Below are 25,089 nucleotides of genomic sequence, written 5' to 3'. Positions count from 1 at the left end.
ATGCCGCTTTATTCATATTTCTGAAACAGCAGCACCGCATTGTGGCCGCCAAAACCAAGGGAATTGCTCATTGCCAGTTTCACATCGGTTTCCACCGGAGCGCCGATGCAGTAATTCAGATCGCATTCCGCATCTGCTTCCTTTGTTCCAATCGTCTGATGCACGAAGCCGTCCTGAATGGATTTCGCACAGACAACAGCTTCCACACCGCCTGCCGCGCCGAGCAGATGACCGACCATCGATTTCGTCGAGTTGACCAGCACATGGTCTGCCGCATCACCGAAGGCTTTCCGGATCGCACGCGTTTCAAACAGATCGTTGTGATGTGTGGACGTTCCGTGTGCATTAATATAAGTAACTTCTTCCGGTTTTACTCCCGCTTCTTCCATCGCAAGCTCCATCGCACGTGCCGCACCGCTTCCATCTTCCAATGGAGAAGTAATGTGGTACGCATCGCAGGTTGCGCCGTATCCGACTACCTCTGCATAGATCTTCGCGCCGCGCTGTTTCGCGTGCTCCAGCTCCTCAAGTACGAGAATGCCGGCGCCCTCGCCCATGACGAAACCGTTCCGGTCCTTATCAAACGGAATCGAAGCCCGCAGCGGATCTTCCGACTCGGAAAGTGCGGTCAGTGCCGAAAAGCCTGCCACGCCGACCGGCGTAATTGCGCTCTCCGCGCCGCCTGCCACACAGATGTCCGCGTCGTTGTACTGAATTGCGCGGAAGGCATCGCCAATGCAGTGCGTTCCTGTCGCACACGCCGTCACCACGCTGGTACATTTTCCTTTCGCGCCGAGTGCAATCGCAACGTTTCCCGCCGCCATGTTCGCAATCATCACCGGAACGGTAAACGGGTTGACGCGGGACGGATTTCCGGCATCAATTTTGGCTTTCGCCTGTTCGCATGCATTCAGATCACCGACGCCGGAGCCCACCAGAACGCCGACGCGGAACGGATCTTCATTCTCCATGGAAATGCCGGCATCTGCAAACGCTTCTTTTGCTGCTGCAACGGCATACTGGGAAAAGGTTCCCATTCGTCTTGCCGCTTTGAAATCCATGCGCTCTTTTGCCACGAAGCCTTTGACCTCGCCTGCCAGATGTACTTTATATTCTGCTGTATCAAATTTCGTAATCGTTCCGATTCCGCAGGCTCCCTTGCGGACGCCGTTCCAGAATTCCTCCACGGTATTTCCAATCGGGGTTACCGCACCCAGCCCTGTGATGACTACTCTTCTCTTCATTCCAACTCTCCTTTTCTTAGATCACCATGCCGCCGTCGCAGTGAATCACCTGTCCGGTGATGTAAGCTGCCGCTTCGGATGCCAGAAATGCAGCCAGGTTTGCCACATCCTCCGGCTTTCCGAAATGGCCGAGCGGAATCTGGGATACGGATGCTTCTTTCACTTTATCCGAAAGAACCTCCGTCATATCGGTCTCAATAAAGCCCGGCGCAATCGCATTGACGCGGATGCCGCGGGATGCCAGTTCCCGTGCCGCTGTTTTCGTCAGGCCGATCACACCTGCTTTCGATGCCGCATAATTTGCCTGTCCGGCGTTTCCTGCCACGCCGACCACAGAAGCCATGTTGATGATGCAGCCGCTCTTCTGACGGATCATCGGCCGTGCCGCAAAGCGGATGCAGTTGAACGTTCCCTTGAGGTTTGTCTCAATGACACGGTCGAAGGCTTCCTCCGACATGCCCATCAGAAGGCCGTCCTTTGTGATACCCGCGTTGTTGACCAGAATATCGATTTTCCCATACAAAGCAAGAATTTCCTTCATCCACGCTTCACACGCCGCAAAATCCGATACATTGCACTGCATCACGCAGCCGTCTCCTCCTGCCGCGCGGATTCCCGCAAGCACGGTTTCGGCCGCCTCTTTTGAACCATTGTAATTGATGACAACAAAGGCTCCCTCCGCCGCCAGTTTTTCTGCAATCGCACGCCCGATTCCGCGGGATGCGCCCGTTACTACTGCTGTTTTTCCACTTAACATCTCATTCTCCTGCTGCATAATCCACTATCTATAATAAAGTTTCGCACACCTGATGCATTTCCTCATAGGTGCGGATATTGTAACCTTTTACATCCCGGTTGATTTTTCTTAAAAAGCCGGTCAGTGTTCTTCCCGGTCCGATCTCCACGAAGGTATCAACGCCGTCCGCAATCATTGCCTCGATGCTCTGCTGCCACCGCACACCGGATGCCACCTGCTGGATCAGAAGGCCGCGTGTCAGTGCAATGTCACGCACATACTGACCGGTTACATTCGTTACATACGGAATCTTCAACTCCATAAAGCCGACGCCCTCGAGCGCTTCGGTCAGCCCCTGGGACGCAGCTTCCATCATCGGGGAATGGAACGGGCCGCTTACGTTCAACGGAAGTACCCGCTTTGCGCCTGCTTCTTTTAACTTTTCCGAAGCCTCTGCCACTGCCGCCTCATATCCGGTGATGACAATCTGACCCGGGCAGTTGTAATTGGCAATGTAGGCGCCGGAAATCCCGCTCAAAATCTCTTCGATTTTTGCAGCTTCCATGCCGAGCACCGCCGCCATCGCGCCCTCGCCTGCCGGAACGGCCTCCTCCATCAGGATGCCTCTTCTGCGGACGACCTTCATCGCATCCGCCATTTCCATACCGCCGGCGGACACAATCGCGTTGTACTCGCCAAGGCTGAGGCCCGCTGTCACATCCGGCGTAAGGCCGCACGCCCGGATGGACTGCTCCATCGCCATTCCGGTTGTCAGCAGTGCAATCTGGGTAAACTCTGTCTGATCCAGATGTTCATTTTCCTCAAAACAGAGTTTTTTCATATCAATCCCGATCAGCTCGGATGCCATATCGTAGACGGCTCTCGCTTTCGGACATGCTTCATAAAAATCCGCGCCCATGCCGACACACTGGGAACCCTGTCCCGGAAACATAAATGCTGTTTTACTCATAACCGCGCCGGTGCTCCTTTCAGAAGTTCTTCCATCTCATTCATCATCTGCTCTATGATTTCTTTGCAGCTTTTCTCGTCTTTTACCATACCTGCAATCTGACCGGACATCACGCTTCCGGTTTTGACATCACCGTCCACAACGGCTCTTCGAAGACCGCCGAGCGTCAGTTTTTCCAGCTCTTCGAACGGAGCTCCCTCTTTTTCCAGTTCCAGATAATGGCGTGTCATCTCATTTCGGATCGCCCGCACCGGATGACCGGTTGTGCGGCCTGTCACGCGGGTATCAATATCTTTCGCCTTGATCACCAGCTGCTTGTAATTTTCATGCACAACGGCCTCTTTCGAAGCGACAAAACGCGTTCCCATCTGAACCGCCTCGGCACCCAGCATAAAGGCTGCTGCCATGCCGCGTCCGTCCGCAATTCCACCGGCCGCAATGACTGGAATTTTTACGGCATCTGCCACCTGCGGAACGAGTGCCATCGTTGTCGTCTCGCCGATATGGCCGCCGGACTCACATCCTTCTGCCACAACGGCATCTGCGCCTGCGCGCTCCATTCGTCTTGCAAGAGCCACAGAAGCGACCACCGGGATGACGCGGATACCAGCGTTTTTCCACAGTTCCATATATTTCTCCGGATTTCCTGCGCCCGTCGTAACGACTTTTACGCCTTCCTCGGCAACCACTTTTGCCACCTCATCCGCATACGGGCTCATCAGCATGATGTTGACGCCGAACGGTTTGTCCGTCAGTTTTTTTGCTTCGCGGATTTCATTCCGAACCCACTCTGCCGGTGCCGCCGATGCTCCGATGAGGCCAAGGCCGCCGGCCTCGGAAACTGCCGCTGCCAGATGATGCTCCGCCACCCAGGCCATGCCGCCCTGAATGACTGGATACTGAATCCCGAGTAATTTTGTCACTTCTGTGATCATGAATCGCTTCCTCCTGCTTCCCGATCTTTCTTAGTTTTTGTGCTGCTCCAGATACTCTGCAACATCACCGACAGTTACCATCGTTTCCAGATCCTCGGTCGGGATTTCCACGCCGCAGGTGTCCTCGAGGGACATGACCATTTCAAACAGATCCAGGGAATCTGCTCCGAGATCCTCTTTGAAGGAAGTCTCCGCTGTGATGGTATCGATGTCTGCTCCCAGTGCTTCTGCTACGGTTTCTTTTACTTTTTCTAACATGTTTTTGTCCTCACTTTTTTTCTTATTCTTCTTATTTTATATGGACGTTTCTTACCATTCCAGGTACGCCGCGCCCCAGATCAGTCCTGCTCCGAAACCGGAGAGAACGATTCTCTGTCCTTTTTTGGCTCTGCCGGACCGGTTCCACTCATCCAGCAGAATCGGAATGCTCGCCGCACATGTATTGCCGTATGCTTCGATATTCCGCGGAAATTTTTCTTTCGGTGCTTTCAGTCGTTTTGCCACGCCGTCGATGATGCGGCTGTTTGCCTGATGAAGGATAAACGCATCAATCTCTTCGACCGCCATGTCGGCTTCCGCGAGCACCTCGCGGATGACTTCCGGCACGCGTGATAAAGCAAACTGGAACACGGCACGGCCGTCCATCTGCAGATACGTTCCCTTTTCGCAGGTCAGCGACACGCCTTTTTCTCCATCGGAATGGATCTTTTCGCACGCTTTTGTCTCCTGCTCCTCCGCCGTCAGCACAATGGCTCCCGCGCCGTCCCCGAACAGAATGCAGGTTCCGCGGTCACTCCAGTCCACCAGACGGCTCAGGGCATCTGCGCCGATCAGCAGCACGTTTTTTGCCTTGCCGCTCCGGATATACAGCTGGCCCAGCTCATACACCGCAAGAAATCCGGTGCAGGCGGCGCTGACATCGAGACAGGCGGCACGGAAGGCACCGATTTCATCCTGCACAAGACAGGCGGTATTCGGAAAGATGCTCTCCGACGAGGAGGTTCCGACGAGAATCAGATCCAGTTCTGTCGAACAGATCCCGGCATTTTCCAGCGCTCTTCTCGCCGCCTTTACTGCCATTTGGGCAACCGTCTCCTCCCCGGCTATGTGGCGCGCACCGATTCCCGTCCGCTCCCGGATCCAGATATCGCTCGTATCCACCATCTTTTCCAGATCTTCATTTTTCCATATCGTCTCCGGTACATACGAACCGGTTCCCGCAATTCTGCCGTTTTTCACCTTACTGTCCTCTTGCTTATTTCATTCTCAAACATTTTTCTTTTCAAATGTTTTGATATTCAAAGTATATCATCAAAATTCATTTTGTCAACCTTTTTTTATTGCTTTTTCCATTTCCCACTTCTATAATGAAACTATGTTCGGGATTTTTTCGAAACTATTTTTCCGGATTCTATTATTTTGAGCCCCGGCGCAGGTTCTCTATCGAACACTCCGGCAGGCTCCAGAAAGGACACCAAACTTATGCAGGTTCCAATGTCATCCTATCTTGTGGAAATCAAACCACAGATTCAGGAACTGATCCGTCTGCTCGAGCGCGAATTTGATTACGTCAGCGTGCTCTGCACCGATGTCAAAGGTACGACCTACCGCGTCAGCATGCATCAGACCACCGTCGGCGATTATCACTTCTGTGAACGCGGCTTCGTTGTCCGTGCATGGCAGGACGGTTCCTACACCGAATATTCCTTCAACAACCTCACCGATGCCGCAGATCTTGCGGAGGAAATTACTTCCGCGCTGAAATCCGAATTTCAGGCATTAAAGGCACTCGGCATCGCGCAGATGGAGTCTCCTCTCGTGCAGGAAGAAGCCATCACCAAAACGATGCAGAATGAAATCGAGATTGACCCGGAGACCGTCTCCGCAGAGGAGATTCTCTCCCACCTTCGGAAGCTCTGCGACGCCGGCGCTGCCCATGAAGGAATTCTGGAATTCCAGAGTACCGTCAGCTTTGCCCGTGTCAACAAGCTGTTCCTCTCCTCCAAAAAGGATCTGATGCAGTCCTACGCTTTCTCTGAGGGCTCCCTTTCCGCAATCGGCACAGAAAACGGAAAACAGAATATGTCGTACCGTTCCTGCTCCGGCCTGAAAGGCGTGGAAATCTTAAATGAGATGGATGCGATTGTTGAGGAAATCATCGCCGTTCTGTACGACAAGCTCCACTCCGATCCGGTCATCCCTGGCATGTACGATGTCATCACCGCACCGGATGTCACCGGCGTGATTGCACACGAGGCATTCGGCCACGGTGTCGAGATGGATATGTTTGTCAAAGACCGCGCACTCGCCAAAGAGTATATCGGCAAGCCTGTTGCCTCCCAGCTCTCCTCCATGCACGACGGAGCAGTCGGCGCACAGCAGGTCAGCAGTTATCTTTTTGATGATGAGGGAACGCTCGGCACCGACACCACGGTCATCGACCACGGTACACTCGTTACCGGCATCAGCGATCTCGTAAGCGCACTCCGCCTTGGCACCACGCCGACCGGAAACGGAAAACGCGAGAGCTTCGAGCGCAAAGTCTACTCCCGTATGACCAACACCTACTTCACCGCAGGCACAGACAAACTCGATGATATGATCGCTTCGATTGATCACGGCTATCTTCTCGAAAGCGTTCAGTCCGGTATGGAAGACCCGAAACACTGGGGCATCCAGTGCATGGTCGGACTCGGCCGCGAGATCAAAGATGGTAAGCTGACCGGAAAAGTCGTATCTCCTGTCACCCTGACCGGCTACGTTCCAGATCTCTTAAAGAGCATCTCCATGGTTTCCGACAAAGAAGAGCTCTTCGGCTCCGGCATGTGCGGAAAAGGTCACAAAGAATGGGTCAAAGTCAGCGATGGCGGCCCGTATCTGAAATGTAAAGTGAGGTTAGGCTGATGAACGAATTATACAATGTATTAAAAACAAGTAAAGCCAGCGACTTTCTGATCCGCGAAGAGCAGACCGAATCCCGCGAGGCATTTTTCATCGGTCAGAAGCTCGACATGAGCCGCGCGAAAAAAGTAACGCATACGTTTCTGACCGTCTTTGTCGACAGTGAGGATGGAAAATTCCGCGGAAGCGCAGAAAAAGAGATCCACCAGGGCATTTCCCGCGAAGAAATGAAGCAGGAAATTGACCAGGCGCTGTTCGCCGCACAGTTTGTGCAAAACCCATGGTACCCTGTTGCAGAGCCATCGGATGCCCAGGCAAGCGCCGACATGGCTGATGCTTCCCGCGATCTTACCGCTAAACTCGTAAAACTGGTGCAGGCTATGCAGGAAATCAAGGCGGAAGAGGATTCCCGCGTAAACTCCTATGAGATTTTCGTCAACCAGAAGCAGACACACATCCGCAATTCCCGCGGTGTCGATGTCACCTTCTCCGGCTTTGACTGCGAGATCGAGGTTGTCACAAACTCCCGCAAGGATGATCATGAGATTGAGATCTACAAGGATCTCCGCTTCTCCGACAAATCTGCCGAGAAGATCATCGCCGAAGTGCGCGGAATGTTCCACACCGGCCACCAGCGTCTGAATGCTGTTCCGACCCGCCAGAATGAGCATGCTGATGTTCTCCTGACCGGAAATGCCGTCGGCAGTTTCTTCCAGTATTTTGCTATGCATACCAATGCTTCTTATCAGTACATGGGCGTCGCAAAGGCAAAAATCGGTGAAGCCATCACCGGTGCGGATGCGGATCCGCTGAATATCCGCCTCGTGCCGACGCTCGACGGCTCTGCCAAAAACGCGCCGTACGACGAAACCGGTATGCCGGCAGTCGAGCGCGTTCTGTTTGAAAACGGCATCTGCCGCTCCTACTGGGGCAGCCTTCAGCATGCCCATTATATCGGCATGAAGGATACTACTTCCATGAATAACATGGTAGTTGAAGGCGGTTCGAAAACACTCGACGAGCTGCGCAGCATGCCGCATATAGAAATCACCGATTTCAGTGCGTTTGATATGGATGCCGTAAGCGGCACCTGCGGCGGTGAGATCCGGCTCGCGTATGAGAGCGACGGAACCACCTCCCATCCGACAACCAGCGGATCACTTTCCGCCCGTTATGACGATGTGCTGAAAAATCTGACTTTCTCGAAAGAGACACAGCAGATAAACAACCGCGTGGTACCGTGTGCGGTACTGCTGCGGGATGTGACGGTGGCGGGAGAATAATTTTTCATTCTGCAGCATACGAAAAAGGAGCATCTCCAGGTTTCAAGTTCGAAACCGGAGATGCTCCTTTTTAATTTTCTGTGTTTATGTTCAGTCTTTTCTTCGTCTTCTGGATTTCTTTTTGCTTCCAAAATCCGGAACAACGACCAAGGTGTTAAGACCCAGATAAGTTTCAACATCTTCTGCCGTTTTGATATTGTCATTCAGCACAGTCTGCAGTGTCAGAATTGCCAAAACAAGAACAAAATTTCTAAACAGTAATGGGGTCTGACCCCAATGTGGTTATTTATAATCGTGTGTTTTCAGTGTTGTCGTAATCAGGTTGTGGACCGGCGTATCGTCTTCCACGACCAGTATCAATGTCTTATTCATTTAAATTCACCTCACTGAGCGGCAGCGTAAAACGAAAATGACAGCCATGCGGAGCGCAGTCACGAAGCACCAGTTCCCCGCCATGCGCATTTACAATGGAGCGGCACAGTGCCAGCCCAAGGCCAAGGCTTCTGCGGCTGTCACTCACCTTATTTTTTCCGGAATAGAACATTTCAAATACATGCTCCCTGCACTCCGCCGGAATGCCGGGTCCATTATCTTCCACCGCAATCCATACGTTTTTTTCTTCTTTTCCGGCTGTAATCCGGATCTTGGATCCTGCCTGTGTATATTTTACTGCATTGTTGATCAGGTTTACCAATACCTGTACAATCAGCTTTGCATCCATGCGGGCGAGCAGTACATCTTCCCCGCAGTCCACCGTAATTTTATGTTCGTTTTTCCGCCGTTCTACATGGCGCAGCGCCTCACGGACTACATCCTCAACCACCTGATCGGATAACTGCAGTTTTACACTTCCATCTTCTATTTTCGTAAGCGCAAGCAGATTTTCCACCAGTTCAATCAGCCATCCGGCATCCTCATAAATATCCGAAAAAATCTGTTTCCGCATCCCTTCGTCCAGTGCGTCAAAGTTACTGATCAAAGAGTCTGCATTGCCGAGAATTGATGTCAGTGGTGTGCGCAGATCATGGGAAATCGTCCGCAGCAGATTCACCCGAAGCTGCTCATTTTTCGCCATGACTGCCGCCTCTTCTTTTTCTCTCGCACTTTGCTCCCGATCCAGTGCCATGGCGCACTCTCCCAGAATAGAAAGCAGGATACTGTTCTCAAACGCATCCAGTGGCTTTTGTCCGATGAAAATGCCGATCACACCATATCTGTTCTGTGCCGCATAGATGGAAAGGTACAGATACGGTTCTTCAGAAAAACGTTCTGTCATAGCTCCCGCCCGTTTCCGGTTTTTCAGAACCCACTGCAGGATTTCCTGTTCTTTCACATTAAAAACTTTTTCTGATTTTATTCCTGTTTCGGCGTTATAAAGAGTTCCCTGCACAATGCCGTTTTTCTTTTTTTCTACCGGCGCCACAACCAGATTTCTTCCCAGAAGCTTTATCAGCTGCGTTGCCGTAATATCAAAAATTTCTGACGCATCCTCTGCCTTTTGCAGAAGCTGGCTGGTATTAAAAAGAATCTTGGTTCGAAAGGCATCTCGTGCAGAAAGCTTTGCATTTTCTTTCAATTTTGAAGCAAGCGTACTGGTCAGGATTGAAGTGCCAAGCATGATCGCAAAGGTCACCGGATAGCCGGAACCATACGCATACAACGAAAGCCTTGGCTCTGTCATAAAATAATTAAACAGGACAACACTTGCCACAGAGCTGACCACACTACAGGTATAACCGCTGGTCAGAATAGATGTCAGCATGACGCCAAACAGATATACCGTAATAATATTGGCATCCGTAAAACCAAGCCGAAAAAAGATTTCTCCGATTCCGGTCGCAGCAGCCAGAATCAGAACCGTAAGCATCAGTTCTTTCCAGGAAGGCAGCTCCATCCACTCCGGAAATTTTTTTCGTTTCTGATATCTCCGGTACACGTCTGAGTCTGGAATGATGTGAATTTCCAGATCAGGCACAAGATCCGTCAGACGCTCGGTCCACACCCTTCGCTGATGGAAATAGCCCTGCTTCATCATGCTCTTTCCAATGACAATCCGCGTCACCTCGGAAATTCTTGCGTATTCTGCAATCTGCAGGGCAATATCCTCACTGTGTGTCGTTACAATTTCTGCCCCGCTCTGCTCTGCCAGACGAACATGCTTCTGCAGCCTTGCCAGATCCTCCGGTGTTTTTTCTGTTTTTTCTGCTGTCTGCACATACAATGCCGTAAAGCCGGCCTGAAACGCCTGTGCCATCTGCGCCGCAGTCCGAATAATTTTTTCATTGGATGGCGAAGAGGACAGACACACCAGGATATGCTCTTTTTTTTGTTTTTCTTTTTCCAACTGTCTCACCCCGCCTCCTATTGTAGATCATAAACGAAGAGAAAGCTATAGTCAGGAAATCTTTTTTTCTCCCGTTCCCTGTTCTTGTTTTCTGTTTTCTGTGAAATTTTGTCCCGTTTCCGGTTCCTCTCTTCTGTTTTCCGTGAAAAATGTCTCTATCTGATCTACGAGCACGCCTCCAGACAAAAAACCGACCAGGGTAACGAAGAGCAGTCCTACACTTAACACAGAAATCACCTCTCTTTCAGATTCGAAAACATTTCTGGATCGCTTTATATTCACCAAGAACCAATATGGTAGCATCGCCATCCAGAACTGTCTCCGGAGACACCGCAACATCTGTTTTTCCATATTTTCTTGTTGCCAGAATATTAATACCGTATTTTTTCCGGATATCCAGCTGGCCGACATTTTTTCCAATCCAGTTCTCCGGGATTTCAACCTCAAAAATCGCATACTGACTGTCAATTTCAATATAGTCAAACACATGATCCGAGCTGTAACGAATTGCTGTCCATTTTGCCATCTGTTTTTCCGGATAAACAACCTGATCCGCTCCGTTCCGCAACAGGAATTTTTCCTGTACATCCCGTTCTGCCCGGGACACGACCCATTTTGCGCCCAACTCTTTCAAAAGACACGCGGTTTCCAGCGAATCCTGAAAGCTGCTTCCGATCGTCACAATACAGACATCATAATTTCCCACACCAAGGGATCGCAGAAAGTCTGCATTGACACTGTCACCGATCTGTGCATTTGTCACATACGGCATCACGGCGTCGATCCGTTCCTCATTTCGGTCTACCGCCATCACCTGATGTCCAAGCTGATTCAGATGCATGGCAATATGTCTCCCAAATCTTCCTACTCCAATCAGTAAAATATTTTTCATCTCATCTCTTCCTCTCTTCTTATCCTACATTTATTTTTTCCAGCGGCATTTTTGCATGTGCGCTCTTTCTCCCCGGCATCGCAGCATAAACAAGCGTCAGACCGCCAACCCTTCCAAGAAACATCAGTGCGATCAGAATTCCTTTCGAAAGAACACCGAGCTGCGGCGTAATTCCAAGCGTCAGGCCAACCGTTCCAACAGCAGATGCTGTCTCAAACAGACACTCAGAAATCGGCAGATTTTCTGCCACACTGATCACCATTCCTCCCATCAGCACCAGAAAAAGATACATCATCAGAATCGTAGATGCATTTTTTAATACCTCCTGGCCCACCCTGCGTCCAAACATCTGTGTGTCCTCTCTCTGACGGAACGTAGCAGACGCATTAGCTGTCAGCACGGCAAATGTGGTAATTTTCATTCCGCCAGCCGTTGATCCCGGTGCTCCGCCAATCATCATCAGAACAATCATAATCGCCTGGGAAGCACCTGTCATCCCGGAAAGATCTGCCGTATTAAATCCGGCCGTTCTTGTTGTCACGGACTGAAACAATGCGCAGAGCGTCCGCTCCTTGACCGGCATTCCAGCGAAATCCCGGAAGAAAAAGAAGGCCGCCGGAACAAAAATCAGAAACAGACTTGTAAGCAGGATCACCTTGCTTTGCATGCAGTACTGACGAAAATGGTATTTTTTTGTATAGATATCATCCCAGGTCAGAAATCCGATTCCACCTGTTACAATTAGCCCCATAATCGTAAGATTAACCAGTGGATTTCCCACATAAGAAGTCAGGGACGGATACAGATGATCCGTTTTTCCAAGAAGATCAAATCCTGCATTGCAGAATGCGGATACAGAATGAAACAACGCCATCCAGATTCCTTTTCCGCCGTAATCCCGTAAAAAAACAGGCAGAAGAAACAACGCCCCCAACAGTTCAATTCCAAAGGTTCCTTTGAGGATAAAACGCGTCAGGCGCACAATTCCGCCCACCTTCGGGGCAGAAATCGCATCCTGCATCGTGCTTCGCTGCATCAGGGAAATTTTTCTCCCGGAAAGCATCGCAATCGAAACAGCGATCGTAACCACACCAAGACCGCCGATCTGAATGAGCAGCAAAATCACGCTCTGTCCAAAGACGGACCAGTAGCTTCCTGTATCTCTGACTGCCAGTCCTGTCACACAGGCGGCTGATGTTGCAGTAAACAGTGTTTCTGTAAATGGCGTTACATTTCCTTCCCGCGAAGCCACAGGAAGCATCAAAAGCAGTGCTCCTGCCAGAATTACCCCCGCAAATCCAAGAATGATAATTTCAAACGACGACCATTGTTTCCTGTATCGCAGTTTTATACTCCACATTTCTCTTTTTACTCCTTCTTTTTGATTCCTCCTTATTTTAGAGACTTCCGTTTTAAAAACGTATAAATACCTTTTCCATGGCATTAAGATTGTATAAAGATTTTTCGAATTTCAAACCAAAAAACAGGAACCGCCCAAAAGTTTCCCACAACAGTAATGGGGTCTGACCCCAATGTGTGTATATTCTTCTTTTATCGCAGTAACGCATTAATTGGTTAAACTACCGATTTTTCTCCTTTTGAAAGTAGATTCTTTTGTCATAAATATCAAAAAAAGTATTTACAAATCCTTACACATCAGTTATTATGTATATAATCTATTGAGAAGTTCGTGTAGAATTATGCAATTTTGTTTTTAATAAATACTCTGTTTCCTTTCCCAATGGCATTTTGTTGACTTTTTACGTCAAACAGAACGGATCAAAGGGTAAAATACCAAATTTTTTCGCAAAAAATCACTCAACGTAATTACAGATGAAATCGGATCCATATCCCGAAAAAAACATCGCACCTTATTTCGAAAGGAGATATCAATTTTATGTTTCATTTTCTAAAAGGAAAGAGTAAAGAAAATGTTCTTTACGCACCTTGCAAAGGAAAAGTAGTTCCGCTTTCCGAAGTCCCGGATCCTACCTTTTCCGAAAAAATCCTGGGGGACGGATTCGCAGTAATTCCGTCGGAAGGAAAAATTTATGCACCGACAGACGGTGAAATAGCCATGGTATTTGATACTCTTCATGCCATCACGCTCACAAGCAGCTCCGGAACCGAAATCCTGATCCACATCGGCCTGGATACGGTTACACTAAAGGGCGCACCGTTTACCGCACACGTTGCAGCCGGCGATCAGGTCAAAAAAGGAGATCTTCTGATGGATGTCGATCTGGACAAGATCACCGGAGCCGGATTGAACACAGTCACTCCGGTACTGATTTGCAATACCGATGATTACGAGAAAATCAGCTTGAAAAAAGAGGGCGAAGTTTCCTTAGACGAAGCCGTTCTCAGTATTTCCTGATCTTTTTTTGATCTTTCGTCAGATGAATCTTCATCCTCTTCTTTTATGAAATGAAATGTACGCTTGAAGGCTTTTCTCACTTGCTTTTGTGAAATGTACGCTTATAGCCTTTTCTCACTTGCTTTTGCGAAATGCCCTCTCAATGTCTTTTCTGCACTTGCTTTTGTAAGTATATTGGGTGGATTCGGTAAATTCACGTATCTAATTGGAGGTATCCAGTTATATAAATTATCTTTTAAGGAGGGAGAAATATATGAAATTTCTTCAGAAACTAGGGAAAGCCCTCATGCTTCCTGTAGCAGTACTGCCGATCTGCGGTATCCTGATGGGTATCGGATACCGGCTGTGTCCGGCAACGATGCAGGGCGGCGAGATCTCGGGCGTAGTAAACCTGATCGGTCTGTTTCTCGTAAAAGCAGGAGCAGCTCTGATCGACAACATGGCAATCCTCTTTGCAATCGGCGTTGGTGTCGGTATGTCAGAAAAGAATGACGGTACCGGCGGAATCGCAGCTCTGGCATCCTAGCTGATGATCACAACACTTCTTTCTACCGGAGTTGTTACAACTATCATCCCGTCCATCGCTGAGAGTGCTACAAAGACGCTGGCCTTTGACAAGATCGAAAACCCGTTCATCGGTATCCTGGCCGGTATCATCGGATCTGCCTGCTATAACCGTTTCAAAGACACCAAGCTTCCGGACTGGTTATCCTTCTTCAGCGGCAAACGCTGTGTAGCAATTGTTTCCGGTGTTGTTTCTATCGTTGTATCTGCTGTTCTGTTACTGGTATGGCCATTACTGTTCGGTGCTCTGGTAGCAATCGGTAAATCTATTGTCAGCCTTGATGTTGTCGGTGCCGGTATCTATGCATTCCTGAACCGTCTGCTGATCCCGACCGGATTACATCACGCTCTGAACAATGTATTCTGGTTTGACACGATCGGTCTTGGTGACTTGAAGCACTTCTGGGCTGGTGAAACATCTGCTGATGTAACCTGGAGCCTTGGTATGTACATGTCCGGATTCTTCCCATGTATGATGTTCGGTATTCCTGGTGCTGCACTTGCTATGGTAAGATGTGCAAAACCTGCAAAGAAAAAAGCTGCGATCGGTCTGGTAGCTTCTGCTGCAGTCTGCGCATTCATCTGTGGCGTTACAGAACCTTTTGAGTTCGGATTTATGTTCCTTGCTCCTGCTCTGTACGTAATCTATGCATTACTGTATGGTATCTTTACTATGATCACAGTTGCTCTCGGCTTCCGTGCAGGATTCAGCTTCTCCGCCGGTGCTATGGACCTCCTGTTCTCATCCTCACTGCCCGCAGCACAGAAAATATGGCTGATCATTCCGCTTGGAATCGCAGCATTCCTCGTATTCTACTTCGTATTCCTGTTTGCTATCAAGAAATGGGATCTGAAGACTCCTGGACGCGAAGATGACGATCTCGAAGCAGAGAAAAAAGTAGAACTGGCAAGTGATAACTATACCGCAATCGCAGCTAAAATTCTGGAAGGCTGCGGCGGAAAAGAAAACATCACAAGCATTGATAACTGCGTTACAAGACTGCGACTGGAAGTGAAAGATATCACTGCCGTAAACGACAAGGTAATCAAATCTGCCGGCGTGGCAGGCGTGATCAAACCTGGCAAAACCTCTGTACAGGTTATCGTTGGAACAAAAGTTCAGTTCGTAGCTGACGCTTTCTCCAAACTTTGTGAATAATATTTACCCAGGTAGTCCAAAAGGAGCATATCGCTGATGCGGTATGCTCCTTTTAATTGCGCAAAGTTTTCCTTATTTTCTGCCCTTTCGCAGAGCAGGAACCCGGCTGTTGTTTGTCAAATGGCTGCTATCAAAACCAAAGGTCGGATTACTGGTGGTTCCGAAAACGTGTGCATATATGTGGGGAATCGCCGTGTGACCTCAGCTCTTGTTCTAAGCACCGAGCAGCTTTTCGTGACAGGTACAGCACAGTACATCGTTTCGTAAATGTATTTTTTTAAAATCTTGTTATGAAAAGGAGTGCGAAAAAACGTAACTTTGTTTTTTCGCACTCCCATTTTCTCTCCCAAAAAACGCCGCAGCTCTCGTCTTACTTCGCGCTGTCTGCATCTATCACAGACTGGATCTGTTTCATCAGCGTATCATAATTCTCCTGATTGTCGATTCCGCCAAGCATCGGTTCTCCCACAACATTTCCATTTCGATCGACTAAGATTGTGGTAGGAAATGCCATAATATCGGAAGCATACTTTCCTGCCGCGGAAGCAGAGTCAATGGAAAGATTGCGGTATTTCGCACCCTGGCTTTCAAGAACCGCTGCTGCTTCTTTGATCGCATCCTGATTTCCGTCGAAGGTTTCTGTGTTGATACCTACAACCTCGCCTCCCATGGATTTGATTGCATCGTTTAATTCGTTCAGCTTGGATAACTCAGCAACACAAGGCTTGCAGCCGGTAAACCAGAAATTCACGACCGTTACCGCATTTTTGGAAAACAGACTTTCGTCAACTGTGTTGCCATCATAATCCTGACCCGAAAAATCCCGGAACGGAGATGCCTCTTCGGAATCGTTTTTCGCGTTGCTATCTTCCGATGCTGTATTGCCATTTTCCATTTCCGCTATCTGTTCCTCGATTTTTCGTATCGTTGCAATATCATCCGTCAGTGTATTCAGCTCGTCCTCTGAAAAAGAGTCCTTGTTGGCTTCAACCGTGTCTGCCAGATAATCCCCATAATTTCCGCTCGGATCAGCCGTGCTTTTATTCATCATGCCAAACACCTTATTCCATACATCCGCATGATCTGCAAAAATCTGGTTTTCCTGCTGATATAAATCGTCCAGCTTTGTGCCGGAAGCCCCTGCCGTTTCGGTTCCGGATTCCGCAACAGATCCCGTAACAGCTTCTGTGCCGGATTCCGTCTGTGTTGTCTGCGTTTTCTTTGTGTCTGCAGCCTCTTTTCCGTTGCATGCGGTAAGTAATAATGCTACGCTGAGTGTAAAAACAGGGATAAAAGTTCTTTTGGTTTTCATAAGTTATGGCTCCTTTTAAGATAGTATAATGTAAAAAACAAGAATTCAATATCATCCTTCGATACTTCGTGATCTGCTGCTGATCAATGGTTTCTGATCTCTGACTGTTGATCTCCGGTGTCCTTTTTCTGACACGTTTTTCCCAGAAACTGATAGTGGATCGCATCCTTCGGGCAGGCCTTGATGCAGGCTCCGCATCGGATGCATTCCGGATGATTTGGGGTCCGGCACACGTCGATATCCATTTTACATGCCCTGGAACACTGGTTGCATCCGACGCATTTGCTGTTTTCAATCGTGATATGTAAAAAGCTTACCTTATTAAATAAGGAATAGATTGCCCCAAGAGGACAGATCCATTTGCAGAAAGGTCTGTAAAACAAGATGCTGAGCACGACAACCGTAATCAGAATACCGAATTTAAACGAAAACAGCTTGCCCAGTGCAGACCGGATTGCGGCATTTCCGATGGAAAGCGGGATCGCCCCCTCCAGAACGCCCTGCGGACAAATATATTTGCAGAAGAACGGATCTCCCATCCCGATCGAATTCGTTGCAAACATCGGCAGAAGAATCACAAAAACAACAAGGATGATATATTTCAGATACCGCAGCGGCTTCAGTCTGGCCGTAGAGAATTTCTTTCCGGGGATTTTGTGAAGCAAATCCTGAAACCATCCAAACGGACACAAAAAACCACAGATGAATCTTCCCAGTGTCACGCCGAGTAAAATCAGGAACCCGGTTATGTAGTAGGAAAACTTAAATTTGGATGATCCGACAACCGCCTGAAAGGCTCCGATGGGGCACGCTCCCGTCGCGGCAGGACAGGAATAACAGTTTAGTCCCGGTACGCATACCGTTTTCACTTTGCCCTGATATATTTTGCCCTGAAAAAAATTGGGGATATGAGGATTGGTAAGCAGTGTGGCCGCTGCCTGGATCCACCCGCGTATTCCGGCTATTTTCTTTGATCGTAACTTCTTTTTCTTATCCAATTCCGACACACTCCAGACATAATTTAATTGCTTTCCCAAGCACAGCAGCCGCTTCCCCTCTGACGGCGCCATAGCCCATCATCGCTATGCCTGTGATAACTAGAACAATTTGAGATATTTTTCTGCATTTCAAAATGTGGTTGCTCCTTTGATTTTATTGATTGACCAGCTGACTCTGATATTATACAATAGCTGTTGTAAAATCATTGTTAAGAAATGGGCAGGTGAAAAAAATTTTGAGATTATTAATCGTGGAAGATGAGAAACAAATGTGTGACACAGTTGCCAGAAGTCTGTACGCCGCCGGGTACGAGGTAGATACCTGCTATGATGGGGCGGAGGCTCTGGAATGCATCCTGGCAGAAAATTATGATCTGATTGTCCTGGATCTCAATCTGCCCGGCATGGACGGAATGGATCTTCTAAAAGAGCTCCGAAAGGAAAACGAAGAAACGAAGGTGCTGATCTTATCTGCAAGAGGACAGATTGCAGACAAAGTAGAAGGACTCGATGCCGGGGCAAATGATTATATGGAAAAGCCGTTCCATCTGCAGGAGCTGGAAGCGCGGATCCGCAGTCTGACAAGAAGAAAATTTGTGCAGAAGGATGTCTGTCTGGAAAGTGGCGGGATCAAATTCGATACCATCAAACGAGAGGCCTATGCCAACGGAACCCTGGTTTCCCTGACAAGAAAAGAAAACGGAATTTTGGAATATCTGCTTCTCCACCTTGGCAGACCGGTAAGCCAGGAAGAATTGATCGAGCATGTCTGGGATGCCTCCGTGGACAGCTTCAGCGGATCCATCCGCGTCCATATGTCTTCGCTTCGGCGAAAGCTCAGGGCGGTACTTGGATACGATCCGATTTTAAATAAAGTAGGCGAAGGATATCAAATACGAGAGGAGTCCGACCGATGAAAAAAATATCACTGCAGTGGAGACTTACCTGTATCATTACCCTGTATATTGCGGTCATCTGTGGATGTCTGACCCTGCTTGTCTATAAAAACGGAATTTATTATATCGATTCCCTGCAGGAGACCGTAGATGCCCGGGGCGATGATGCCGGAGATCAGGGCGGAGACGGTACCGCAGACGGTTCCGATCAAATCTATATCAGCATTCCGGAGGACAAGTGGGATGAATTTGCCAGGGATTTCTCTGTTCAGGTGTACAACAATAAAGCAGACTACAAAAGAAACAGCCTGATCCTTTCCGCCTTATTGGCCCTTCTTGGCGGTGTCGCTACCTATTTTATCAGTGGCCATGCACTTCGGCCCATTCGTGAGTTCTCCAAAAAAATTGAGGAGGTGCAGGCACAGAATCTGGCCGATTCGCGCATTGAAGAAAACAAAGTAAAAGAGCTGAACCAGCTTCGTATTTCGTATAACAAGATGCTGGAACGTCTCGCAGATGCTTTTGAAATCCAGAGACAGTTTACGGCAAATGCAGCACACGAGCTTCGCACTCCACTGTCTGTCATGCAGGTACAGCTCGATTTATACCATTCCACCCCGCATCCCGGCAATGACGCCGACACCTTACAAACACTGAAAATGGTGACGGAGCAAAACGGCCGGCTCAGCAAAATGGTCAAGACACTGCTCGATATGAGTGAGCTTCAAACAGTAAGCAGGGATGAAACCATTGCCGTTGATGCCCTCGTCGATGAAGTACTGGTGGATCTGGAACCGCTTGCCCAGGAAAAGGAGATAAAACTGATCGGGAACTGTAAAGATACCACTATGGTCGGAAGTGACATTTTGATTTACCGGATTGTATACAATCTTGTTGAGAATGCAATCAAATACAACCATTTCGGCGGACAGGTTACCGTAACCGCATACCGGAGCGGAAAAAACATCTGCCTGTCCATAGAAGATACCGGAAGCGGAATCCCGCCTGAATTAAAAGAACGCATATTTGAACCATTCTTCCGCGTAGATAAGTCCAGAAGCCGCCAGCTTGGCGGAGTAGGCCTTGGGCTGGCCCTGGTTCGTGAAATCGTGCGCGTACATGACGGCAGAATAACCGTTCAGTCCAGCCCGTCCGGCGGAACGATCTTTGAGGTAGTTTTTACACAGTGACATCATCCCAAAAGCCAGTCGATGACATCATCTGTTCTGCAATGTCTGGAGTGCCGATTCCAGCGTATCTTCGTCCATTGCGTATTTTCCGTCCTGCATTCGGACAAGCGCGCCATATCTTTGTTTTTCATTATCCGTTAGTTTCGGAGCATACTCATATTTAAGGTCTTACCAAAACGGCGGGGCCTTGTAAAAAGATTTACCTTTCCCCAGCTGTCAAGAAGCTGTTCAATCAGTCTTGTCTTATCAATATAGCAAAAACCTTGTTGGCGAATTTCCTTAAAATCTTCGACACCAACCGGAAGTTTTAACGTCGCTGCCATTCTTCCACGCCCTTTCCGAAGCTACATTAACAGGCAAAGGATATTATATCCCAGTGCATTTTGATTTTACCATTTGGGAACTCAAATGGCAAGTTGATCCTATCTTCTGCTTTGCCTCGTTTACGGCACATCAATCAGTCCGAAGCGGTAGAACATTCCGTATATGTAGGTCACGCCCCGGATGTCGCCCAGAGCCTTTGGTCCACGCAACTCTAGGGGTCTGACCCTATGAAAATCTGAGTAGACGGGAACTATCGTACTGCTGGAAAACCCTGGTAAAAAGCGAGTAAAACGGCAGCCGTCTCCTTTTCGAGACCCCTGCCGTTTTACTCGCTTTTTCTATTCATTTTCATAGGGCATACCCCCATGTGTCTCGTTTGCTAAGGTCATGGGAATATTAGGAAAATCTTTTAATCTTATCTTTGTATCAGAATTATAGTGATCTTCTTTTGGATTGACCGCCTTGGGACCGGTCCCCGATGTACTATAAGTTACAATATGCTTAACAATAGAATCCTATCTCATCCGTCACAAATGCCTCTTTCCATTTTGCACAAATAAAGAAAAACTGTGCTGATATAAATTCCATCAATTCATTCAGCTCTTTCTTGGAAATTTTACTTCCATTACTTGCCAAAATGCATCCACCTGACTTTGTAAGCCATATTTTAGTCGCATTTGGAGTAGGCTTACCTTTTGATATATGAACATGAATTGGTTCTCCATTTTCATTAGACCAAAAATATACCGTATATCCACATACCATAAACAATTTAGGCAATTTGAATCCCCCCATTCTCCGCATACCGGTATAGCAAATGAGCATTACTATGCAGGAGTTCTTCAAACATTGCTATTTCTTCATCCGAATATCCTTGGCGTTCTGTCCATTTGTAATCAGGCAATTCACACCTTGCCGAATCAAATCCATCTTCTGTTGGTCGTTCAAAGTTTACAATAACTTTTTTCATTCCATCTTTTTCAACAATTTGTGAATGAACAATCTCCGTTTCATCTGCCAGTGTCATATATGGATACATCATACAACGTCACCCCGTTTCTTATTTTTAAACTCATTATAGCATCATACCCTGTCGTTGTCATGTGATTAAAAGCTAAATTCTTTCACTGAAAATTTCAAAAGTAAATTCCATCGTCCGCTTATGCGGTGGAATTTACTCCTACATGAGTGGAGTTTAATCTTTCATATATTCGTGCTATGCTCATGAAGACCTTCTGACAGCAGTAGAAGGAGATCTCTATGAGTAAATATATTCCTGGTAACCAGAAACATCTTTCCCTTGAAGACCGTAAATACATTGAGCGTTCCCTGAATAACGGCAGCACTTTTAAAGATATCGCCCGCTTCTTATGCAAAGATCCTACAACTATTTCGAAGGAAGTGAAACTCCATCGTGTAAGTGATTGGTATTATAAAGGATCCTTCCTTAACGCTCACAACTTCTGCATTCATAGATATCACTGCAGAAAAACAAATGTATGCAGGAAAATCATACTCTGCAACATTAAGTGTACTTCCTGTCCAACCTGTAACCAAACCTGTCCTGATTTCGTTAAAGAACAGTGTAACCGTCTTGATAAGGCTCCTTACGTCTGTAATGGATGTCCGAAAGCCATCCATCATTGTTCCATTGCTCACAAGTACCGTTACGATGCTGTCTTTGCAGACCGCAAATACAAGGAATGTCTGTCTTCGTCCAGAGCTGGTATAAACATGACAAAGCATGAACTACGTCAAAAGGACATGGTCATTTCGCCTCTTATTTATCAGGGACAATCTGGAGATTCCACCTATGCAGATGCCTGCTTAAGCCGAATGACATCCAAGGCATATCGTCTTGAATTTCCTGGCAGAGATCGTAGAGTAAACAACGGTAACTAATAAACCTGCTGAGCTTTGCTCAGTTTGAAGCGGAATGGCGCTCCGTTCCTCTGGAACGGATGCGCAGTTCTTGCGGAATATGCACTATTTTAAAAAAATTACAGAATTTCTTTTTTATTCTTTTTATTTGTAATCTTATGTTCATTTCTTCTATTTTCATAAGCTCTCATTCTTTTCTAATTCCCTGCATTTTCCAGAAAGCTCTTCCTCCAACGCTCTCACATCCCTGCAAATCTTTCCTTGGATCTCCTCTGTAAATTTTTCCGGCAATGGATCTCTCACCTTCAGCTCTTCTCTCACTTCGTCCCACCATAGAAACTCTCTATACTTGCAGATCACCTGCTCCACGCATTTTCCTATCCTCGTCTCTTTCCCACATTCCTCTGCCTTTTTCTCATTCTGTAAACTTGCATAATACAAAATCGTGACATTAAGCTCTTCTATCACCTTATTCATTTTCCTGCAGTCTACCTGGGTTCCATGCGAATTTTCTTTTTCTGCCTTACGTTTTCGTTCTTCCTCTTTTCTTTGCGTAGCTATTACTTCATCATATACAAACAACTCACCATCTTGGCTGATATATCCCACTTCGCTCAATACCAGTTTCAACAATTCCGGCGCTGCATGCAGTGTAGATGAAAGCTGCGATAGCTCCCACCGTTCTGCTCTCCTGATATATTCTTCCAATTGCTCAATAGTCGGTTTCTTCTCGATTCTTTTTCCAAATGACTTCTTCAGCCATCCAATACTCTGATAAATAAAAACTACCCGTGACGCCCAGTCGATTGCATCAGCCAGGGAGTTTATTCCCAGCGTGTCCAATATCTGGGAACTGTGATATAAAAATGTTTTCCATCCCTGCAAAACCGCCTGCGCGATCTGTATTCCATCCCCGCCCATATTGTTGGCTTGTACAAGAATTCCTTTTTCCTCTGCCTCTGGAAATGTGCGAAGGAAATCCCGAATCGTCACCCTGTCATATGGGACATTCCATTCGACACCCTCCTCAAATTGGATATACGGAAACATTTTATAGCGTGTATAGCTATCCATATCATCTTTATAATACGTATAAAAAGAAACATGCCGAATCTCATGTCCATGCTTTTTGCAATAAAACACCAGATTTTCCGACAGCTCCTCCTCATGAATCAGGATCATTTCCGGAATACGATATTCCAGGCAATAGTCAATCTGTAAACTGCAGATCTGTCCATTTCCTTTTATGTATTCCTGAAGTTTTTCTTCTGCATACGTTATATTTTCCCGAATTTTCTCTTCATAACCGTCCTCTACCGCTACTCCATGAAGCTGCCCCAATTCATCCTGATAAACTGGCGCAAAAGCAATCTCATCCACTTGCCGTACATATTCTGGATGATCCTGCAATAATTTTCGCTTTTCTTCTCCTATCTGCATCAATGTATACTCAGCATACGAATAAAATGCCCGATACAATCTATGAATCAAAAGAAAATACTTATAAAAAAGCGGGACACAGCAAAGTCTTGTATCTGCTACTCCATACTCTAACAAATCCTTTTTGGCCTTTTGTAACATCCTTTTTAGATTTTTATTCATCTTCAGATGTGTGGTCTCCAGAATTTCTGACAGATCTAAATAAATTTTTTCTTCATCATAATGAATCGGTATATGGCCATGCTGCATATAGTTTCGCAGAAAGTCTACAATTTTATACTCCGAATATTGATCATATGCTTTCGAAATGAAGTTTTTCTTAAAACTTTTATCCTTAGAAATATAGAATTCATCAAATTTCTCCATAGATTCTATCAATGTCCGCCCTGCGCTGACGGCATTGCAAAGCAACGCATTGATCTGAATCACATCTACAGTTTCTCCTCTCTTAGCGAATATACGATCGTCAAATTGTAAAGAGAATTTCTCAAACATATTTTCCAAGTTAAAAACCATCATACTATATAACTCATCCAATTCACAAATATGCTGTGACATGCTGAGATACCGCCGCAATATCTGTTCATGCTCCCATGGCAGTTTCTCAAGCTGTGTTCCTGGAACATTCCAAAAATCCATTGGAATATACGCTCTTGTATTCATTGACATCCCTCCAAACCTATACAATTCTTTCTTGGAAATGCAAACTTTTTGTATACGCAAATAACGCTCACAAACTTCTCAAATTTATTACTGTATATATACCCCGTACTTACAATATAATTTGATTTTAACACCTATGTTCCAGCATAACAATCAATTCATGACTTTTTGTTTTTTTCTTTTTATAATATTTTTTACTCGTGTTTCTTCCTATTATAATATCTTTTCTTTTAGCATTTACTTTCTACTCTTCTGTTTCTTCTCATACAGCTTCCTTGGTCCGTATTTATGCTATTGAAGACTTATATTCCAAGAATATTCAAATGAGCAGGAGGAACATCTTTATAGGCGTTCTATAACAGCACATTTATAGGGTCTAAATGCTAGTATTCTCAACTCACGCCTTCACGGAAGGCGACTTTAGTTTCTTGTTCAATTTCTCGAATTTATTCATTCTCAACTCACGCCTTCACGGAAGGCGACTTTAGTTTCTTGTTCAATTTCTCGAATTTATTCTTCTCAACTCACGCCTTCACGGAAGGCGACTGCAAATTCAAATAATTTTTGCTGCTAAACACTTCTTATTTTTATTAATTCTTTCCAAATTTCTCATTCTAGCTTTTCTTTTTCACCTAGCTTCTCTTCGCTTTTCTCTTCATCCTGTCATTTTCCGGTGCGAATCTCCCTGTATTTTTCTGTTTATTTACCTTTCGCACTCGAAACATGTACACTCTGTCATAATATTTAATTTGCTTCATTATATCTCTCCACTAATTTTCTATCAACTGAAAATATGTTTTAATTTAATCTCTTTGCTTTTTAAAATTAACTTACTAAAGTTTTTTGTTATTTTTTACTGGCATCGTAAGATGCCAGTAATTAAATTTATAAAATTCTAATAATATCCGAACTTTATCTGATAATTGCAAGTAGGTAATCATCCGTATATTGACATTTTATAAAAGCCATCTGATACTGTT

General features: G+C 46.6%; 20 protein-coding genes and 4 pseudogenes. 7 read left to right on the top strand and 17 right to left on the bottom strand.

Annotation, left to right across the window (positions count from 1 at the left end; translation table 11 throughout):
- Nucleotides 1–8: 8 nt before the first annotated feature.
- From fabF to DXB83_RS08270, 6 genes are read right to left on the bottom strand one after another with little or no spacing between them, the layout of a single operon-like run.
- Nucleotides 9–1,244: a beta-ketoacyl-ACP synthase II gene (gene fabF / locus DXB83_RS08295; RefSeq protein ID WP_055227403.1), complete on the bottom strand. Its 1,236-nt coding sequence runs from the start codon at nt 1,242–1,244 to the stop codon at nt 9–11.
- A gap of 16 nt (nt 1,245–1,260) precedes the next feature.
- A complete protein-coding gene (gene fabG / locus DXB83_RS08290) occupies nt 1,261–2,001 on the bottom strand; it encodes a 3-oxoacyl-[acyl-carrier-protein] reductase (RefSeq protein ID WP_022462594.1) in 741 nt (246 codons plus the stop codon).
- Nucleotides 2,002–2,029: 28 nt separating this feature from the next.
- Nucleotides 2,030–2,950, bottom strand: a complete 921-nt coding sequence (fabD, locus tag DXB83_RS08285; protein WP_118697432.1) for an ACP S-malonyltransferase — start codon at nt 2,948–2,950, stop codon at nt 2,030–2,032.
- Nucleotides 2,947–3,885 carry an enoyl-[acyl-carrier-protein] reductase FabK gene (gene fabK / locus DXB83_RS08280; RefSeq protein WP_022462596.1) on the bottom strand — a complete coding sequence of 313 codons (939 nt, stop codon included), beginning with the start codon at nt 3,883–3,885 and terminating at the stop codon, nt 2,947–2,949. Before fabK ends, fabD begins: the two co-directional genes overlap by 4 nt.
- A gap of 30 nt (nt 3,886–3,915) precedes the next feature.
- Nucleotides 3,916–4,143, bottom strand: coding sequence for an acyl carrier protein (acpP, locus tag DXB83_RS08275; protein ID WP_022462597.1), 228 nt, complete (start codon nt 4,141–4,143; stop codon nt 3,916–3,918).
- A gap of 51 nt (nt 4,144–4,194) precedes the next feature.
- Entirely contained in the window at nt 4,195–5,124 is a 930-nt protein-coding gene (locus DXB83_RS08270) for a beta-ketoacyl-ACP synthase III (protein ID WP_118697431.1), read from the bottom strand.
- A 243-nt stretch (nt 5,125–5,367) separates the two neighbouring features.
- Between DXB83_RS08270 and DXB83_RS08265 the strand changes: the two genes are divergently transcribed.
- Together DXB83_RS08265 and DXB83_RS08260 are read left to right on the top strand one after the other, a co-directional pair.
- Complete coding sequence (locus tag DXB83_RS08265; protein ID WP_118666383.1) at nt 5,368–6,789, top strand: TldD/PmbA family protein; 1,422 nt, start codon at nt 5,368–5,370, stop codon at nt 6,787–6,789.
- Nucleotides 6,789–8,069, top strand: a complete 1,281-nt coding sequence (locus DXB83_RS08260) for a metallopeptidase TldD-related protein (protein WP_118697430.1) — start codon at nt 6,789–6,791, stop codon at nt 8,067–8,069. Before DXB83_RS08265 ends, DXB83_RS08260 begins: the two co-directional genes overlap by 1 nt.
- A gap of 285 nt (nt 8,070–8,354) precedes the next feature.
- Here the strand turns inward: DXB83_RS08260 and DXB83_RS17275 are convergent.
- The 4 genes and pseudogenes from DXB83_RS17275 to DXB83_RS08240 form a co-directional block, all read right to left on the bottom strand.
- Nucleotides 8,355–8,441, bottom strand: a pseudogene (locus tag DXB83_RS17275) (DNA-binding response regulator); the annotation flags it as partial.
- Complete coding sequence (locus tag DXB83_RS08250; RefSeq protein WP_117801512.1) at nt 8,434–10,422, bottom strand: DUF4118 domain-containing protein; 1,989 nt, start codon at nt 10,420–10,422, stop codon at nt 8,434–8,436. The pseudogene DXB83_RS17275 and the gene DXB83_RS08250, both read right to left, overlap by 8 nt.
- Nucleotides 10,423–10,657: 235 nt before the next feature.
- Nucleotides 10,658–11,305 carry a potassium channel family protein gene (locus DXB83_RS08245; protein WP_022462603.1) on the bottom strand — a complete coding sequence of 216 codons (648 nt, stop codon included), beginning with the start codon at nt 11,303–11,305 and terminating at the stop codon, nt 10,658–10,660.
- Between the two features lie 19 nt (nt 11,306–11,324).
- Nucleotides 11,325–12,665, bottom strand: a complete 1,341-nt coding sequence (locus DXB83_RS08240) for a TrkH family potassium uptake protein (protein ID WP_117804786.1) — start codon at nt 12,663–12,665, stop codon at nt 11,325–11,327.
- A gap of 537 nt (nt 12,666–13,202) precedes the next feature.
- Between DXB83_RS08240 and DXB83_RS08235 the strand changes: the two genes are divergently transcribed.
- Nucleotides 13,203–13,682, top strand: coding sequence for a PTS sugar transporter subunit IIA (locus DXB83_RS08235; RefSeq protein ID WP_118659237.1), 480 nt, complete (start codon nt 13,203–13,205; stop codon nt 13,680–13,682).
- Between the two features lie 253 nt (nt 13,683–13,935).
- Nucleotides 13,936–15,405, top strand: a pseudogene (locus DXB83_RS08230) (PTS transporter subunit EIIC).
- 370 nt (nt 15,406–15,775) lie between these two features.
- On the opposite strand, the gene DXB83_RS08225 reads toward DXB83_RS08230, so the two are convergent.
- From DXB83_RS08225 to DXB83_RS17270, 3 genes are all read right to left on the bottom strand, one after another.
- Nucleotides 15,776–16,717 (bottom strand): TlpA disulfide reductase family protein, encoded by a 942-nt coding sequence (locus tag DXB83_RS08225; RefSeq protein WP_118697429.1) that lies wholly within the window; start codon nt 16,715–16,717, stop codon nt 15,776–15,778.
- A gap of 83 nt (nt 16,718–16,800) precedes the next feature.
- A complete protein-coding gene (locus DXB83_RS08220; protein ID WP_118697428.1) occupies nt 16,801–17,715 on the bottom strand; it encodes a 4Fe-4S binding protein in 915 nt (304 codons plus the stop codon).
- Nucleotides 17,708–17,851 carry a CD1871A family CXXC motif-containing protein gene (locus DXB83_RS17270; protein WP_055218540.1) on the bottom strand — a complete coding sequence of 48 codons (144 nt, stop codon included), beginning with the start codon at nt 17,849–17,851 and terminating at the stop codon, nt 17,708–17,710. Before DXB83_RS17270 ends, DXB83_RS08220 begins: the two co-directional genes overlap by 8 nt.
- A gap of 133 nt (nt 17,852–17,984) precedes the next feature.
- Here DXB83_RS17270 and DXB83_RS08210 point away from each other — a divergent pair, with 133 nt between their 5' ends.
- Both DXB83_RS08210 and DXB83_RS08205 read left to right on the top strand, forming a co-directional pair.
- Nucleotides 17,985–18,632 (top strand): response regulator transcription factor, encoded by a 648-nt coding sequence (locus tag DXB83_RS08210; protein ID WP_022461282.1) that lies wholly within the window; start codon nt 17,985–17,987, stop codon nt 18,630–18,632.
- Nucleotides 18,629–19,801 carry a sensor histidine kinase gene (locus DXB83_RS08205; RefSeq protein WP_118697427.1) on the top strand — a complete coding sequence of 391 codons (1,173 nt, stop codon included), beginning with the start codon at nt 18,629–18,631 and terminating at the stop codon, nt 19,799–19,801. Before DXB83_RS08210 ends, DXB83_RS08205 begins: the two co-directional genes overlap by 4 nt.
- 140 nt (nt 19,802–19,941) lie before the next feature.
- Here the strand turns inward: DXB83_RS08205 and DXB83_RS08200 are convergent.
- The 3 genes and pseudogenes from DXB83_RS08200 to DXB83_RS08190 all read right to left on the bottom strand — a co-directional run.
- Nucleotides 19,942–20,124: pseudogene (locus DXB83_RS08200) on the bottom strand (AAA family ATPase); the annotation flags it as partial.
- Nucleotides 20,125–20,626: 502 nt separating this feature from the next.
- Nucleotides 20,627–20,905, bottom strand: coding sequence for a DUF4160 domain-containing protein (locus DXB83_RS08195; protein WP_055227426.1), 279 nt, complete (start codon nt 20,903–20,905; stop codon nt 20,627–20,629).
- Nucleotides 20,898–21,167, bottom strand: a complete 270-nt coding sequence (locus tag DXB83_RS08190; protein ID WP_055227428.1) for a hypothetical protein — start codon at nt 21,165–21,167, stop codon at nt 20,898–20,900. Before DXB83_RS08190 ends, DXB83_RS08195 begins: the two co-directional genes overlap by 8 nt.
- 218 nt (nt 21,168–21,385) lie before the next feature.
- Here DXB83_RS08190 and DXB83_RS08185 point away from each other — a divergent pair.
- Nucleotides 21,386–21,925: pseudogene (locus DXB83_RS08185) on the top strand (helix-turn-helix domain-containing protein); the annotation flags it as partial.
- A gap of 258 nt (nt 21,926–22,183) precedes the next feature.
- Here the strand turns inward: DXB83_RS08185 and DXB83_RS08180 are convergent.
- Nucleotides 22,184–24,169, bottom strand: a complete 1,986-nt coding sequence (locus tag DXB83_RS08180) for a hypothetical protein (protein WP_147399373.1) — start codon at nt 24,167–24,169, stop codon at nt 22,184–22,186.
- Between the last annotated feature and the right edge of the window lie 920 nt (nt 24,170–25,089).

It is taken from the genome of Blautia sp. OM06-15AC (assembly GCF_003481425.1).
GTDB classification, from domain to species: Bacteria; Bacillota; Clostridia; order Lachnospirales; family Lachnospiraceae; genus Fusicatenibacter; species Fusicatenibacter saccharivorans.
The sequence above is the reverse complement of the archived record's forward strand: the minus strand, read 5'-3'. Positions and strand labels throughout refer to the sequence as shown.

What these genes read in the sequence shown, in the direction of transcription:
- DXB83_RS08235 (WP_118659237.1), top strand. Translation starts at nt 13,203, where the DNA reads ATGTTTCATTTTCTAAAAGGAAAGAGTAAAGAAAATGTTCTTTACGCA.
- acpP (WP_022462597.1), bottom strand. Translation starts at nt 4,143, where the DNA reads ATGTTAGAAAAAGTAAAAGAAACCGTAGCAGAAGCACTGGGAGCAGAC.
- fabF (WP_055227403.1), bottom strand. Translation starts at nt 1,244, where the DNA reads ATGAAGAGAAGAGTAGTCATCACAGGGCTGGGTGCGGTAACCCCGATT.
- DXB83_RS08265 (WP_118666383.1), top strand. Translation starts at nt 5,368, where the DNA reads ATGCAGGTTCCAATGTCATCCTATCTTGTGGAAATCAAACCACAGATT.
- DXB83_RS08245 (WP_022462603.1), bottom strand. Translation starts at nt 11,305, where the DNA reads ATGAAAAATATTTTACTGATTGGAGTAGGAAGATTTGGGAGACATATT.
- DXB83_RS08260 (WP_118697430.1), top strand. Translation starts at nt 6,789, where the DNA reads ATGAACGAATTATACAATGTATTAAAAACAAGTAAAGCCAGCGACTTT.
- DXB83_RS08190 (WP_055227428.1), bottom strand. Translation starts at nt 21,167, where the DNA reads ATGATGTATCCATATATGACACTGGCAGATGAAACGGAGATTGTTCAT.
- fabD (WP_118697432.1), bottom strand. Translation starts at nt 2,950, where the DNA reads ATGAGTAAAACAGCATTTATGTTTCCGGGACAGGGTTCCCAGTGTGTC.
- DXB83_RS08205 (WP_118697427.1), top strand. Translation starts at nt 18,629, where the DNA reads ATGAAAAAAATATCACTGCAGTGGAGACTTACCTGTATCATTACCCTG.
- DXB83_RS08210 (WP_022461282.1), top strand. Translation starts at nt 17,985, where the DNA reads ATGTGTGACACAGTTGCCAGAAGTCTGTACGCCGCCGGGTACGAGGTA.
- fabG (WP_022462594.1), bottom strand. Translation starts at nt 2,001, where the DNA reads ATGTTAAGTGGAAAAACAGCAGTAGTAACGGGCGCATCCCGCGGAATC.
- DXB83_RS08225 (WP_118697429.1), bottom strand. Translation starts at nt 16,717, where the DNA reads ATGAAAACCAAAAGAACTTTTATCCCTGTTTTTACACTCAGCGTAGCA.
- DXB83_RS08240 (WP_117804786.1), bottom strand. Translation starts at nt 12,665, where the DNA reads ATGTGGAGTATAAAACTGCGATACAGGAAACAATGGTCGTCGTTTGAA.
- fabK (WP_022462596.1), bottom strand. Translation starts at nt 3,885, where the DNA reads ATGATCACAGAAGTGACAAAATTACTCGGGATTCAGTATCCAGTCATT.